At 40.3% G+C, this 16,292-nt stretch carries 10 protein-coding genes; 7 read left to right on the plus strand and 3 right to left on the minus strand.

All coding sequences use genetic code 11. The annotated features are described in order from the left end of the window. Positions 1–4 precede the first annotated feature (4 nt). Positions 5–769, plus strand: a complete 765-nt coding sequence (locus U3A58_RS02840; protein WP_323821873.1) for a tetratricopeptide repeat protein — start codon at positions 5–7, stop codon at positions 767–769. Between the two features lie 29 nt (positions 770–798). After that, on the plus strand, positions 799–1,323 hold the full coding sequence (locus tag U3A58_RS02845) for a nuclear transport factor 2-like protein (RefSeq protein WP_323821874.1): 525 nt from the start codon (positions 799–801) through the stop codon (positions 1,321–1,323). 176 nt (positions 1,324–1,499) lie between these two features. On the opposite strand, the gene U3A58_RS02850 is transcribed toward U3A58_RS02845, so the two are convergent. Then, positions 1,500–10,193, minus strand: coding sequence for a GH36-type glycosyl hydrolase domain-containing protein (locus U3A58_RS02850; protein WP_323821875.1), 8,694 nt, complete (start codon positions 10,191–10,193; stop codon positions 1,500–1,502). 679 nt (positions 10,194–10,872) lie between these two features. Between U3A58_RS02850 and U3A58_RS02855 the strand changes: the two genes are divergently transcribed. Then, positions 10,873–11,061 (plus strand): hypothetical protein, encoded by a 189-nt coding sequence (locus tag U3A58_RS02855; protein WP_323821876.1) that lies wholly within the window; start codon positions 10,873–10,875, stop codon positions 11,059–11,061. 177 nt (positions 11,062–11,238) lie between these two features. Here U3A58_RS02855 and serA read toward each other — a convergent pair whose 3' ends face one another. Further along, on the minus strand, positions 11,239–13,131 hold the full coding sequence (serA, locus tag U3A58_RS02860; RefSeq protein WP_323821877.1) for a phosphoglycerate dehydrogenase: 1,893 nt from the start codon (positions 13,129–13,131) through the stop codon (positions 11,239–11,241). Between the two features lie 317 nt (positions 13,132–13,448). On the opposite strand from serA, the gene U3A58_RS02865 reads away from it, so the two are divergent. The 4 genes from U3A58_RS02865 to U3A58_RS02880 all read left to right on the plus strand — a co-directional run bounded on the left by U3A58_RS02865 (position 13,449) and on the right by U3A58_RS02880 (position 14,753). Then, positions 13,449–13,571, plus strand: a complete 123-nt coding sequence (locus U3A58_RS02865) for a hypothetical protein (RefSeq protein WP_323821878.1) — start codon at positions 13,449–13,451, stop codon at positions 13,569–13,571. Next, positions 13,568–14,086: a DUF4920 domain-containing protein gene (locus tag U3A58_RS02870; RefSeq protein WP_323821879.1), complete on the plus strand. Its 519-nt coding sequence runs from the start codon at positions 13,568–13,570 to the stop codon at positions 14,084–14,086. The genes U3A58_RS02865 and U3A58_RS02870 overlap by 4 nt, the downstream gene beginning before the upstream one ends. Before the next feature lies 1 nt (position 14,087). Beyond that, positions 14,088–14,294 carry a hypothetical protein gene (locus U3A58_RS02875; RefSeq protein ID WP_323821880.1) on the plus strand — a complete coding sequence of 69 codons (207 nt, stop codon included), beginning with the start codon at positions 14,088–14,090 and terminating at the stop codon, positions 14,292–14,294. Positions 14,295–14,378: 84 nt separating this feature from the next. Continuing rightward, on the plus strand, positions 14,379–14,753 hold the full coding sequence (locus U3A58_RS02880; RefSeq protein WP_323821881.1) for a DUF983 domain-containing protein: 375 nt from the start codon (positions 14,379–14,381) through the stop codon (positions 14,751–14,753). On the opposite strand, the gene U3A58_RS02885 is transcribed toward U3A58_RS02880, so the two are convergent. After that, positions 14,747–16,285, minus strand: a complete 1,539-nt coding sequence (locus U3A58_RS02885; protein ID WP_323821882.1) for a BCCT family transporter — start codon at positions 16,283–16,285, stop codon at positions 14,747–14,749. The two genes, U3A58_RS02880 and U3A58_RS02885, sit on opposite strands and share 7 nt — an antisense overlap. Between the last annotated feature and the right edge of the window lie 7 nt (positions 16,286–16,292).

Raw genomic sequence — 16,292 nt, forward strand, 5'->3', positions numbered from 1 at the left:
TACTATGAAAAAGCTAATTCTTTTCGCCATCCTCATCTTTGCCATCAGCACGCTACAGGCACAGGATTATTTCTTACCTGTTTCTACCACTTCGGCACAGGCCAAGCAAGCTTATCAAGATGCTGTACTGTCCACACAGCACGCTAACCTAACAGCCTACCGGGATTTAATGATGAAAGCCCTAGAAAGTGACCCCGAATTCTTTATGGCTTTAGCACATCGGGGATTAGGAAGCCTGAATGCAAGTAACTCTGATTTTCCAAAAGAAAACATCACTAAGGCTTTGGCTGTGCCTGAAAACAAACTGACCGGTTCTGAAAAGATCCTGAGAAAGGCTCTGGTAATGCTGGATAAGGATCTGAAATCCGATATCTCCGGAGTGATTAAGGAGCTTCAGGTAGCCTATCCTTCTACTGCCCAAGCTTATGATATGGGTCTTTTTGTGAATTATTTCTACAAAAAGGACTATGCAGAAGCTGTGAAAAACGGTGAAATGCTGGTGAAACTTGCACCAAATCATGGCGGTGGATACAATATGCTAGGCTATGCCAATATGGAAGCTGGCAACATGAAGGAAGCTAAGAAATCCTTTGAAAAGTACATCAAGAAATTTCCTGAAGAAGCTAATCCATACGACTCAATGGGCGAATATTATATGAATGTGCAAGACTATAAAAACTCGGCAAAATATTATCAAATGGCCGCAGATAAGGGGTTGGAGACTTCTAAAGAACTTGCCGAAAAGGCAAAAAGTATGATTGTCAATTAGAGTTTCTTAGAAATAGAAAAACTAAAATCATGAAAAAATTCATTCTAATCAGTGGAATTGCAGCAGTGCTATTCGCGTGTGAAGGCAAACAGCGGTACACCCAGCAATCTGCAGAAATCGAAGTAATTAAATCAATCATTGGCAACTACATCAACGGAGAATGGGATGCTTATCAAGCCAATTATGCTGAGGGAGCTCAGATATTCTTCAATACTACCGAAAAAAATCCTGCGACTATTCAGGAAATCATAGCCCAACAGAAAATGGAAGTGGAGGGAATGTCATCTTATACAATTGACCGCGCTGGAGAAGCTTTGGAGATGGTATTGGATGATAAAGGTGAGACTTGGGTGAACTATTGGAGCGTATGGAAGGGAACCATGGCAGCTAATGGTAAAAGCTACGAAACCCCAATTCACATCACTTCGCAGTTTGTGGATGGTAAAATCGTAAAAGCATTTGGATACTGGGATAATGCTCCCATCCAATTAGATGGCATGGCCTTGCAGATGGCCGCCGAAAAAGCAGCATTAGAAGCAGAGAAAGAGAAATAATGAATCAACTTTTTCAATTACCGGGAAGGGCTCAAATTAGGTATTGAGTACTCTTCCCGGTTTTCTTATATTAAAAATCAATTTATTTTAGATGTAATTCTAAATCTGTCTCCAATCTAGGGTAGTACGTCCAGCATTTCAAAATTTTTATCAATTCCTCCTCTACATACAAATTATTATTTCTTTACGATTTTCAGGAAAATTTCATGTTTCTGTTTATCTCTTTTAAGGGGTAGGAGTGCAGGGGAATTTTCGAAATGTACGTTTTCACCATCAATGGTACCTTCAAGCAAGCCAGACTGCAGTCCGTTTGGATTGTCAATTTGAATGTAGTAAGTGGTTTCCTCGTCGTCTAACCGCAGGTTTATGCTGTATCCTTTCCAGCTTTCTGAAATAGCAGGTTTCAGCATAATCGAGTCCCCATTCAATCGTAAACCGAGTACAGACTCTAAGGACACTCTATACATCCATCCGGCAGAACCTGTGTACCAAGACCAGCCACCCTGTCCTGTGAGGGACTTTTCTCCATAGATATCTGCGGTTACCACAAAAGGCTCCACCTTATAGGTATTGGCAGCTTGTTGGTTTAGCGCATGGTTTATGGGATTGACCATATTCAGATAGTTAACGGCCTTTTCTCCCATTCCCATTTCTGCAAAGGCTTTTATAGTCCAAAGTGCGGCATGAGTATATTGTCCGCCATTTTCTCTTACACCAGGGATATAACCTTTAATGTAGCCCGGATCTTTAGGGGTTTTGTCAAAGGGCGGTGTAAGTAGCCGAATGATCCTGTCTTTTTCAGAAACCAGATGTTCTTCCACAGCACTTAATACCTGCAGACTTCGCTCCTCGGAAGCAACTCCCGAGAAAATTGACCAGGCTTGGGATATGGCATCTATTCTGCATTCTCCATTTTTGGAAGATCCGAGAGGGGTTCCGTCGTCATAAAAGGCTCTTAGATACCATTTTCCATCCCAGCCTTCAGTATTCAATCTTTGTTTGAGTGTACCTGCAACCGACAGGTAGTTATTAGCGCGGGTTGTTTCATTCATTTTCCGGCAGATCTTTTCAAATCGGGTAAGAACATGGTAGATGAAGAAGCCTAACCAGACACTTTCACCCTTTCCGTTTTCACCTACACGGTTCATTCCGTCGTTCCAGTCACCTCCGCCGATAAGCGGTAAACCATGAATTCCGAATTTTAGCGAAATATCTATTGCCTTACAGCAATGTTCGTAAATCGTTCCCTTTTCCTGCAAGATATGTGGATGCAAGTATGCTTCGTGTTCAAAAGTTTCGAGATTTCTCGAGGATATATAGGGCACTTTTTCATGTAAGATGGATTCGTCACCGGTAGATTGCAAATAAAATTCGACCACATAAGGAAGCCAAAGACGGTCATCGGTAATTTTGGAGCGTATCCCTCTTCCTGTAGGCATGTGCCACCAATGCAAGACGTCGCCTTCTTGAAATTGCTTTTCGGCGTGCAATAAAATCTGATTCCGACATATCTTCGAATCCACATATAAAGCCGCTGTTGCATCCTGCAATTGATCCCGGAATCCATACGCGCCACCTGCTTGATAAAAGGCCGTACGAGCCCACATTCGGCTGGATAAATTCTGATACATCAACCAGCCGTTTACCATAATATCCAGCGATCTATCGGGGGTGGAAATCGTAACCTTGGTCAGTGTTTTTTTCCAAAACTCTTGAACATTATGAAGTTCAGCATCGGTTTGGACGCTATCCGAAAGGCGTTTGATGAGCAAATCTACTTCATTTCTGTTGTTGCATTCTCCTTCCAAAAAGATAAGTGATACGCTTTGGCCGGGTGCCAGATCAAATATAGTCTGGATAACCGAACAAGGATCCCCACCTGTAATCACCTTATTGTCAAGCAATCTATCAGTGGTGACAGCCAGAGGTTTGCATAAGGAGCGATTTCGCCCGATAAAATGTTTCCTGTCGGTAGTGTGTCGAAATTGCGCATTCTCCATAGGATTGATGACAGAAGAAAAGACGATACGACCTGCAAACTCATTATTGTAATTATTTTTCGCATACAAAGTCCTTCCATCCGCAGATATTTCCTGATTTATGAATCTGGAAGAAGTAGTTCTTTCTACACCCAAAACTCTCTCTAAATACCTAAATACAGAAAGTCTTTGGATTTCTTCTCCTCTGTTTTGCAAAGTGAGCTTTGAGATTTTAACAGGTTCATTTTGCGGAACAAACTGTATGAGTTTTTGGTCCAGACCATTTGAGAAATGTTCAAAACTGGTAAATCCAAAGCCGTGAATCACTCGATAAAATCCTGAACTAATTACAGGCCCGGGGGTGGGCGACCAGTACTTTCTTTTTATTTCGTCTCGAATGTAAAAAGCTTCAGAGTGTGTATCTTTTATAGGGTCATTTGACCATGAAGTGAGTTTGTTTTCACGGCTGTTTTCACTCCAGGTATATCCTGCACCCCGCTCTGAGACTGTAAATCCGAATTTGGCATTGGCGATCACATTAATCCACGGAGCGGGTGGAAATATAGGGAAACCGGTTTCTGAATCTTTTTTTATTAAAACATGGTATTCATTCCCTTCTGCAGAGAACCCTCCATATCCATTGAAGAATTGCAAGTTAGACTGTTTCTGCCTATGCGATTCATCCACATCAACCCCTCGTTCTTTTAATGGTAGATAATTCGCTGTCTCACCCCCTTTATACCACGAGGTTGTTTCTGTAGGTAAATTAACTCTAGATAAATCTGGTAGTTTTTTGTTGAAGATAGCGTGTGCCACGCTCAATAATAGCGTTAAATCTTCTTGTTGAATTTTATCAACCCTACATATAAAAATGCCGCCTTTTTTATTCAGGATATCTCGCTCGAGTGAAGACTCAATCGCTACCTGAATAGCTTCTTGAATTTCGTCTATATACCCCGGGGCATGTTCATTGATGATGAGCAATTCAGATTCAATGCCCCTGAAACGCCAGAAGGTATGTGCTTTGATTAAAATCTTAAGCTGCTTGAGTTGACTGGTTTCATTAATCCGGAAGATGATTAAAGGAAAATCACCTGATATTCCATATGCCCACAAGTCCTGCTGTTTTTTATGATTGAGCAGAAGGCGTTGTTTATCTGTTCGATATGTTGAATCTGCATAATAAAGGTAAGAGGCAAGTTTTTGGAAGTAATGGGCTTGTCTGGTTTTAATCGCGAGGTGGTTTAACTCCACGGAACCATAAATGGAAGCAAGGTCAAAAGCCCTGTTTACTGCAAGTTGATTGTCATATGTGTCTGCCATTTGAATGGCGGCTTCCCTGGATTCGGCAAAACCGAGCCCAAAACTAATTTGGACTTTCTCTCCCGGATTGAGCGTGATTGGTTTTCTAAAGCTGACAATTGGATCCGATACATTCCCCTGAAATCCCTTGAGTATGTTCCCTTCATCCATCGCTTCTGGATTACTAAGAGACCTGCTTTTGCCGATAAAATTAGTTCGCTCAGTTTCAAAATAGAGTGGTGCGGTTGGATTGTCCTGGAAGTTTCCTGCAAAGGTATGAACCATCCAGGTTGGGCTTACATTTTCACTTCGTGGCCTGCGCTTAGCGATAATAGAATGATGCGCTTCCAGGTATTCGGTTTCTATAAATAGTTTAGAAAATGCAGGGTGGGCGTTATGGTCAACTAGCCTATTCAATACCACTTCAGCATAACTGGAGACCTCCAGTGTACGTTTTCGATCAGCATAATTGGTAAAGGTAAGTTTTCTAAGTTCGATTTGATGATCGGGCGAGACGCAAATTTCAGTAGTGGTTTCAATCCAATCGTCCACCCGCGAGCACACTACTTTTCCGTTGTGAAACCAAGTATCATATCTGTCGGGTTTGCTCTTAACCGGCTGGTGCATGGCAGACCAAAATTTTCCGCTTTCAGTGTCTTTGATATAAAAGAATAAACCAAGGGGATCAATGGTGGAATCGGGTTGCCAGGCGTTCAATACAATCCCTTTAAAATTCGAATAACCTGTGCCTGCATGCGTGATCATCGCTGAGAAATTCCCATTAGAAAGAGTATGCAGCCTCGGGGGACTCGCATCGAGTTCATTTATTCCAATATGTTCTGCTACATAGTGGGCAGAGGATTTGAATGCAGGCTCAAGTTCAGCATCAATTGGGTGAGGTTCTTTGATAGGTGCCCCTCGTGGGATTCGTTCTTGTAGTAAAAGTTCACAACTTTTTATACGGCGATCAGCGTGGAAATTGTTACTTATTGTACAACCATTCAGGAAATTATCAAGTGCAATCAAACTCATGCCATGATGGTGAACCATATAGGTTTTAACTAGTTTAAATGGCACATCCTCAGTGAGGTGAGATTGGGTGTAATCAATAGCGTCATAGAATCCAAAAAGGCCTAAGCCGCCTAGCTTTTCAATAGCTTTCAGATTATGGATTGAAATTTTCGATTTCACCATGAGTGCAAGAATAGTTGCATAGGGGGCAACCACATATTCGTCTGCCAAGCCACGCTTTAAACCCAGCCCCGGGACACCAAATGTCCGGTATTGATAGTGCAAATCGATATTTAGAAAATAATACGCACTTTCAGAAAAACCCCACAGACGACCCCGATTATCCCCGTACTGTTTTTGCCAATTAATCACATTATGATAAGTGTGAGTCATTATGGTGTCGGGATAATATTTAAAAAAGAGCAAGGGCATCAAATACTCGAACATAGTACCTCCCCATGAAAGCAAAATTTCTTCATGATTAATTCTGGTAAGCCTTCTGCTTAGACGAAACCAATGTTCGACAGGCACATCACCTTTTGAAATGGCAACGTAAGAGGCAATCCTTGCTTCACTCGCCAAAAGATCATAAGTGCTTTTATCGAACTGTGCTGAGTCCAAATTATATCCAATACTGAACAAACCTCTCTTTTTTTGATAGAGAAAAGAGAAATCCATTTCATCTATCATTTTTTCAGAAAGAAATATAATTTCTTCAGCTTGGTTCAGCCATTTTTCTATTAAATGATTACATGAATGATCTTTGTATTTATCCTTGAGCAAAACATTCAATTCCTCAGGTGAATAAAAATTGATATCCAACTTATCGGGAAGGGTCAAACATTTATATTCATCAATTGCCCTCTCGATATGCTTTAGGGGACTTTCTATCCAAAAAAGTAAGTCTTTTCTTTTCCGATCATCAAAATAGCTACCTAGTGGTAACAGGTCGATAGCGCTCAGATTAACTGCATCTACTTTCAAATCCCTTAATAATTCCAGATTTACAGATTGGCTCTGAGCTCCTGCAGTATTAAGTTTGGTGAGCATCAAATTTGTATGATCCAGAATTTGATTAAAGGCTGATTTAAAAAACACCTCATTATTCTTGTATTCGTTAAAAATTTCCTTAATAGTCAAGAGGGTATCCTGTAATCCGATTATAAAATTTTTGTTAACCCCTTTTGAGCTCATTACCTGAATGATGGCTTCTTTCGTCACCATTAAACTAGCGGCGAGGTTTCCTGAATCTACTGTTGAAATATATTTGGGATACAAAGCCTTTCCTAGTCGCGTTTCGTACCAGTTAAAGAGATGGCCATTGTATTTTTCCAAGTCTCGAAGTGCCTGTAGAGATTCCTGTTGCCGTTCCAGTAATGCGCCCATGGTGATATATCCCATATTGTAGGCGACCTGATTGGACACTAGTGCCAATCCAATATTTGTAGGAGATGTCCTTTCTGCTACGGGTAGCGGAGGGTCTTCTTGGTAATTGTCAGGTGGAAGCCAATAATGTTCTTCATTTACAAATCGCTCAAAATAGAACCACGTGCGTCTTGCATACATGCGAAGTTTCAATCGCTCTTCTTCTGAGACAGTTACCGGACTTTTTTTAGTAGGCTGGCTGATGTACCACATATATAGGGGTGAACCTGACCATAACAGGAAAACCGGGATTGCAATCCACAAATATTGCGGAGCAATAACCATAGCAGTCACGAAAATGAAGACTCCCAGTAAAACTGGGACAATCATTAGCCGAAAGTAGACACTCAATGAATTGGGACTGAGTTTCTCTGCGTGGGAAGCCGTTGTCCATTCGAGTAGCCACTTTTTTAAAAAGAATAAGCGGTACAACGTTCGAAATGCAGCATCAAGTTGAATAAATGTCTGATGTGGGACGATGATTATGGTGGATATAGCCTGAGCCGTATTTATTTTCAGATTGTCTCGGACTTTCTCCATATAAAGTTTCCACCTAACCCTTGCCGGTCTGTTTAGGAGGTCGCTTGACAGACTTACATAAGTAGGAAATGCCAAAATTCCCAACGCCGCAGCAGTCCAAATCCATCCTGATCCGGGAAGCCAAAACAGACCCGCGATGAAGAAAATTGTCAGGAATGAAAAATTCAAGGACCGGCGTAGGTTATCGAAAATTTTCCATTTTGATAAAAGGCTAATCTGATTGCGGATTTTCCCGTCTGGTCCGGGGACCTGTTGAAAAAGCCAAGAAGCAATTTGCCAATCGCCTCGTGTCCAACGATGATTCCTTTTGGCGAAACTCAAATAAGTGCTGGGGTAGTCGTCAAACAATTCAATATCAGTAGCAAGCCCTGTCCTCAAATAGGCACTTTCGATGAGGTCATGGGAGAGAATTCTATTTTCTGGAAATTTGTTATTTAAAACCAAGTGAAAGGCTCTTAAATCGTAAATCCCCTTGCCAGTAAAAATAGCTTCGCCTATTAAGTCCTGATAAATGTCAGAGACTGCTGCTGAATAGGGATCTATTCCTACATTCCCGGAGAATATCCGTGCAAACCAGGTTTTTTTTGCGGATTCAGGAAAAAATGAAATGCGTGGCTGGATGATAGCATAGCCTTTTGTTATTCTTTTTTTAACATTATCAAACTGGGCTCTATTTAGTGGATGAGCAATGGTGCTGATTAGTTTTGTTGCAGATCCAGGTGGCAGTTTCGTGTCAGCATCAAGGGTGATGATATACTGTATTGGAGCGGAATTCAAAGAATCAAAAAAATCACCTGCGAAAAAGTGATAGGATGTTATCGAAGTTGGATCACAAATTAAGTTATTTAATTCTTCGAGTTTACCTCGTTTCCTTTCCCAGCCCATCCATGCATTTTCAGATTTATTCCATTGACGCTCACGATGGAGCATAAAAAACTTATCTCCATAGCATGATGAATACTTTTTATTGAGCTCTTTGATTGCATTTTCAGCGGTGCTGAGGATGGCTTTATCACCCTCCAGATTCTTTTCATTTGCATCCCTAAAGTCGGAAAGTATTGCAAACTGAAGTCCCGGATCAGGATTGGCTAAAGCATGAATTTCTATGTTTTCAATCTGATTTAATGCGTCTTCAGAGGAAGACAACAGGGTGGGGACTACAATAAGTGTTCGAGAAGCGTAGGGAATATTCTCTTTGTAATCCATCTTGGGAAGGACACGAGGAGGTAGGAAAAAAGAAAAAAACCGATTTACTGTTATAATAGATAGCTCGAGAGCCGGGAAAAATGCAATAAGGATTACAGCTATTACTACTTCAGGAGAATAACTAATAGCATCAATCGCGATCAACAAAATTCCTACAAAAAAAAGAGAAAATAGAAAGATGGTGAGCAGATACAAATAAAAATTTGACTCAAAGGCCCGGTAGATCCGTTCTGTAAATGGAGTTGAGTATCCAACTTTCTTTATAAGGTCACTATATCCATCTCCAACAAGAAAATATCCAATATGCTGTTTTACTTTATTTTGGTCAAACATCAAATCATCTCGATTTTCAGCTACTTTCTTTGCCTGTTCTTTGGCCAATCCCAAGGCAATATTAGATACCTCTGTCTCTGAATAATTTGAATGTCTACTAACTTTCTCTATTATTCTCCGGTAGCTGTCTCTTGTGTGAAAATCCATCATTGTATAATGTCCTGAAGGATCTTGCTTAAGATAATCATCGATGACGGAGCAATCCTCTACAAAATCCGACCATTCCGTTTCTGTAATCTCCCGTAAAGAGATCACCGCATTTTGAATATTTACCTGAAGTCGTGATTGTTTTTGCGCCTCTCGACGCATGGCCTCTTCCAGCGTTATTTCATATTGATTAATTTGATAACTGAACCAGCGCTTTTGCTCCTCATGAATCACACCGGCTGACTGGAGCTGATTGTATAACTCTAATAGATATAATAGACCCGATTTTTTCGAATGATCTTTAGCCCAGCCGGAAATAGCGTGTGAAAAGGCTCCGGGTTCTTGCAAATCTTCCTTTTCAATTTCTTTTACAAATTTTTCAACCTCCCTTTTTATGACCCTTTGCTCTAAAATCCTGGATGCTTTTTCTGCCAAAATTTGTATGAGAAACAAGCGGATCATAATAGGTATGGCCCAAAGTTCACCTAGTTGAAGCGTTTCCTCTTCCTGATAACTTCGGATATATTCTAGAAGAACTTCACTGTCTAAGACATTATCTGTGTGTGTAAGCATATTGAGTACTATCTCATATACTCTTGGAAAACCTTTATGCTCGCCTATTGCCAGTATGGGTATATTTTTTTGAAACGTTTTTGGAAAATCAATGCCAATTTGTACAATCTGTTCTTGAATAATATAGAAATTGTCCATCAGCCATTCCGAGGCGGGAGAAATCTCTTTTTCGGATTTCACTATTTTGGAGAGCGTCCGGTAGGTATCTGTGAGTATCTGTTTGGAATCTTCCAGAATTGGTGTAATCGGTTTCAAATTATTGAAAGTAGATGAAACCTTATGGATCTTTGCCAAACTAATGGCACTGTCCTTCAAAAAGTTTATGTTGAATGATACGGTTAGTTGTCCCTTCATGATCTTGAGTTTATCTTCTATAATCTATATAACAAATAGAAATTACTCTTCTCGTTTCTTGAATCGTATGATTCAACTCTAGACCAGGTATTCCGAAAAACAAAAATTTGAGCTCGGAAATCGGGACGTTAACTGTTCATAACCCCATGGGAAATCTATTTTTCTGAATATAGGCCAATTATTTAACATTTTTTCACCCAGAAGCCTACACTTGTATTTACACAGATTGTATCTAGAAATATTGAATAGTTCGGATTTGAGAAACTTCAGCAGAAATAGCCGGATCGGATAAATTTTTAAATTATTTGAAATGAGGTCGTGTAACGGCTATAGCCCTAAACCTTCGGTAGTTTTTCCAAACGCCCTAAACAGTAGTATATCCTGTTTTGCTAGTTTAAATTAAGTCGTGCAGGAACTTGAATTTTTGCAAACTAAAATTCCGAACAAAACCTACTAATCCAAGCCAATGCACGATTGATATTAAATCGAATTTCGACAAAGTTTATCATACTTTCAAATCACTTAATCTCTCCGTTTTCGATTTATCCGTAATCTTTCTAAGCTCGGTCTAAGATCATAAAATTTTGATTAATAGGTACTTGTACTTTCGATGCTCGCCTAATTGTTGTCCTACGACAATGAAAACTTCCGGTCTGACGATTGGGAATTATTTTCAAATATGATACTCCCTGAAATTCAGACCAGAGGTTTGATCTTCCTCATATATATGGGAGGATGTGTGGTTTATATCCTATGGATTCTCTATTTCTTAAAGCGGAGAATAGAGCTGGATTACATGCTGCTTGCTCAGCTCAGCCAGCAGCAAAGTACTGTGATCGAGCTGATTGGGTATTCTGGACAATACTGACCCCAGTTCTGGTAGACTTTTCGCGTGTACTCAGAAGTCATATTTTACTAAAATTCAGCAAAAATGGTGTAGATGCCTAGATCCTAGTGAAGTATAGATTTCGATCACGGCCTAAGCCAACAAAAAAAGTCCCGCTTAGACGGGACTTTTTTTGTTGGCTATAAAGGAACTTATTTCTTAATAAAGAACTCTAAAGCGGATGGTGCCAGGAATATGTTTCAATGCATCAATAGCTTCAGTGGAATAGGCTTTATCTATATCGGTAATTACATATCCGATTTTCTCGTTTGTCTTGAGGTATTGCCCCACAATATTGATTTCGAAGTTCGCCAAGATCTGATTGATTTTTGCCAACACACCGGGCTCGTTCATGTGAATATGGATAAGCCTATGCGCATTTTGTAGGAAAGGCAACTGGATGTTCGGGAAGTTTACCGAGTTGTAGGTATTGCCTGTGTTGATATACTCCATGATTTTCCCGGGTACAAACCGAGCAATGTTCTCTTGTGCTTCCAACGTACTACCACCTATATGAGGAGTTAAGATTGTATTTGGTAAGCCTATCAACTCAGATACAAATGGCTCTTTGTTATTTTTTGGCTCTTCAGGAAAGACGTCAACAGCACATCCGGCCAAGCGGCCGGAAAGGATCGCATCCCGGAGCGCCGGAATCTCTACCACATGTCCACGGCTAAGATTCACCAAATAGGAACCGGGCTTCATCAATTCTATTTTCTCTCTGCTCAGGATATTTTTATTCTCCTTTCGTCCATCTACATGTAGAGAAATAATATCACAGGTGCTAAGCAATTCTTCCAAAGAATCAACCTTAGTGGCGTTTCCTAAGGCTAATTTCTCAATCACATCATAATAGAACACATTCAATCCCATATTTTCTGCAAGGACTGAAAGCTGCGCTCCTATATTTCCATAACCTACTATACCTAGTTTTTTGCCTCTGATTTCGAAACTTCCAGAAGCAGATTTGTCCCACTTACCCTTGTGCATAGAGGTAGTTTTATCTACAAAATTCCTCATCAGGAAAATGATTTCTGCTATGGCCATTTCCACCACCGATCTGGTATTGCTGAATGGAGCATTGAATACTGCGATTCCTTTTTCCTGGCATGTTTCCAGATCGATCTGATTAGTTCCGATACAAAATGCACCTACTGCCAGCAGTCTATTGGCATTTTCTAATACCTTTTTGGTGACATTGGTCTTAGAACGAATACCTAGAATAGAGACAGTTTTGATTTTTTCGCAGAGTTCTTCTTCTGACATGGCAGAGCTGACAACTTCTACTTCGTAGCCTTCTTCGTTGAGTAAATCGACACCGATTTGGTGGACATTTTCAAGGAGCAATACCTTGATTCTGCTTTTTGGGTAAGAGAATTTCGTGTTCAAATTATTGACGTATAAGATTTCATCTAGACTTGGCGCTATGTGATCTGCCTCTTTGGTTACTTTAGGACGGTTTACATTTTCAGTAAATGCATAAAACTTATTGGCCAGGCCAGATTTTTTGATTTCATAATCGGTGTAACCATCACCGATCACATAGATTTCACCTTCAAGATTGATTTTTTTGATGGTTTCTGCTTTTCCATTATTCTGCGAAAGCGGGTTGTCACGGTTGAAATCTACGATATTATCCGATTCATCATAGACGAATTCATTGGCGAACACATTGTCTTGGTGTATGCCATAATCTGCCACTATAGGAATGATAAAATCTTTGAAGCCATTGGAAACGATGTAGATGTTGTCTGAATTATCCTGAAGGAATTCCTTATTTCGCTCAAAAGACTTGGAAACCTTTTTCTTCAACGCAGCGATCAAATCTGTTATTTGTGACTTGCTGGCTTTGAGTATGTCGATTCTTTGTATCAGACTGTCGCGAAAGGTCACATTGCCCTCCATGCCTTTATCAGTGATGTCCTTAATGGCTTTTAGTTTTACTTCTCGATCTGGGTCGTTTAGAAGGCTTATTTCTCCTAGAATATCCAGGGCTTCTACTTGAGTAAATGTACTGTCAAAATCAATAATGAACTTTGTCGGATGAGGCATGTGTAGGGGCAATAGGTTAATTTGAATGCAAAATTACAGGATTGTTAAAAAAATTGAAGTTTTATTGAAAAAATTGTTTCAAATCTTTTTCGCAATCGATCTTTTCGTAATAAATAGAGCAGATAGGCAGGAATTTTGAATTAGCATAAGTTTGCCAAACATTCGCGCTTTGCTTTTTCTCTCCGATTCTTAAGCGTATTTTTGGGCATTAATATAAATAATGCTATGAAATCGAGCATGTCGAAGAACAACATTTAGAGGGATAATTATAAAACCTGCGAGATTCCATGTTGCAAATTAAAATTAATTATAAACTCATGAAATCGAGCATGACTCAAGCCTCACACACTGGGATGATCAAATATGCGAGATTCTCCCGATCCGCCGCGGCGGACGGGACAGGCTGTGTGACCTTTAAAAAACAAATTATAAACACATGAAAATTTCTCATTTAGTTGTACTCGCATTTGGTATGGCACTTAGCACTGCCTGTCAAAATCAGAAGTCTGGGACATTGCTGGAAGAAATGGGGACAGAGGTTGTTGCTGCTGACACAATTCCTGGAAATTATGGTGCTGATATGGTAGTAGCAGGAGTAGTTTCCCCTTCTCATATGATTTCAGTTGTGGAAAAGGATGGAAACTTCGAAGGGAAAATAGCTGGTGAGATCAAGGAGGTTTGTACAAAGAAAGGTTGCTGGCTTACCATGGATCTTCCTAATGGAGAAAGCATGCGAGTGACCTTTAAGGATTATGGATTTTTTGTCCCAACTACTTCTCAAGGATATCCTGTCATTCTGGAAGGAGTGGCAGTCTTGACAGAAACTGACGTAAAGACACTGAGACATTATGCCGAAGATGGCGGCATGAGCAAAGCGGAAGTAGAAGCGATCACTGAGCCAAAGCGAGAGATTACCTTTGAAGCAGTTGGCGTGGTGATTAAAGATAAAGCCTAATATGCCTATAGCGCTTGATAATCTGCGAGTCGGTAGAAAATATCAACTTGTAAACATGGGGGAAGTAAGACAAGTCGAGATTGTTGCCCGGTTGCAGGGTACAAATTTCAAAGTGAAGGATCTTGATACATTAGAATTCTATACAATTGAGGAACTCCTTCAATGGGGCGTAGGTAAGGATTATGATATTGATGAGATCTTTCGATAGAAATTAGTACAGAGTTTCCTTCCCATTTCCAAATCCTTTCCCATGATGGCAAGGCATCCAAATCATTTCTTTTTCTAATCAGATATGAGTAAAAAAAGCACTATCAAAGCTATTGCGGGGGCTAAATGTCCCCAATGTCACGAAGGTAATTTATTTTCTGTTCCAGTGTATAGCTTCCGGAAATTGTCTGAGGTCAATAAGTCTTGTTCTGTTTGCGGAGCTAACTTTCATGCTGAACCTGATTTTTTCTACGGTGCGATGTATGTAAGTTATGGCTTCTCAGTGTCACTGGTGATTATTACCATGGTGGTGTTGAATCTGCTGATGGTCAGGCCTGAGCTTTGGATGTATCTTACTACAGTGGCTGTGTCTAATCTGATTCTGATGCCGTTGATGTTACGCTATTCTAAGGTACTTTACCTTTATAATGTGGGTAAATTGAAATACAGAGGTTATTGATTGGGTAGGTATTTTTTGGGTGAAATAAGAATCATCAAAAGGCATACTGAAACAAGCAATAAGAAAAAAAGGGCTGGAAGTCCACCGATGACCGATAATATTCTCACGCCATCGATTCCTGAATAAGTGATCATCACCCAGGATAGAAATCCGATCAACACCCCCCAAATCACCTTTAGATTTGTATCTGACCGGAATGGATCTCCATCTTGTTTTTCCATACTTATGCTGGCAAGTGCATCCGTGCTAGAATCTGCTGCAGTCACATTGGATATGAAAATGCCAAGAATGAACAGCTGGGCAAAGATTTTGAAATACCCCATATCATCAAATACTCTGTAGATGATAGATTCAGGGCCTGAATTTTGGTAAAGATCTTTATAGATTTCTGGATTATTGGAAGCAAAATCTACAGTGGTTCCTCCAAAAATCCCCATCCAGATCAGGCAAAATAGAGCAGGTAAAAACCAGTTTACCATTAGAAATTCACGGACAGTTCTGCCAACTGCTATTTTCCCGAGAAATAAAGCGGTCATGGGAGCCCAAGCCATCCACATAGCAAAATTAAAGGTGGACCAATCGTAAGTCCAGTTGTTTCCCGCTCCACTTAGTTGCAGACTTAAGTCAGTGAAATTTGAAAAGTAGTGTGTGAACCCCGTCAGAATGGAGTTTAAAATTTTACCTTTTTTTCCTAAAATCACAAATAGAAATGTGATCAGAAAAAAGAAGCCCAGATTGAATAAGGAGAGGTTCTTTATCCCTTTTTCAATGCCCGTAGATGCGGAGACAATAAATGTAACCAAGATCGCAAGTGTGATGAACCCGGTAAGAAATGTGGGATCGAACTCAGGAAAAAATGCCAGAAAACCACCGGAAAGACTTAGTATTCCAGCTCCAAGTGCTGCAGCCATTCCAGTCACTAAAGCGAAGAGACTGAACATATCCAGGCCAGTTTCCCAGAATCGATGAGGTGAATTGCCAATCATCGGCCTGAGCATGATACTAAGACTAAATCGGCTGTTACCAGAATAATACATCAAGGCAAACACCAAAGCAGGTACAGCGTAAATAGCGTAAGGAGTAAAACCCCAGTGAAAGTACAAGGCTCCTAATGCGAAAGACTTAGCTTCTTCTGAATTTGGTTCAAACCCTTTGAAGTCCGGTGGAAAAAGAAAGTGGGAGAGTGGCTCAGCACTTCCCCAAAATAAGATACCAACCGCGATGGTTGTACAGAGGACAATCGCAAACCAGCTAATCTTATTCAATCTCGGAACTGCTGATTTTCCTCCGATTTTGTAATGTCCCAACGGAGAAAAGAGGACGGCAATGGCCAGTAAGGTCATACCAAATGAAATCCAGCTAAAACCCAGTGAAAAGTGGGCGAGAATGCCTAGCTGAATCCTTCTGACAACATTAATAAATGAATCGGAAAATAAAATGCTACTGAATACTGCTACTATCAAAAGTATAAAAGGAGGCCAAAATACCCAAGGGCGCACTTTGAATCTGAAAAAAGAGGTGTTTTTTGCCATGGAAGGG

The sequence above is a fragment of the Algoriphagus persicinus genome, assembly GCF_035156415.1.
Lineage (GTDB): Bacteria > Bacteroidota > Bacteroidia > Cytophagales > Cyclobacteriaceae > Algoriphagus > Algoriphagus persicinus.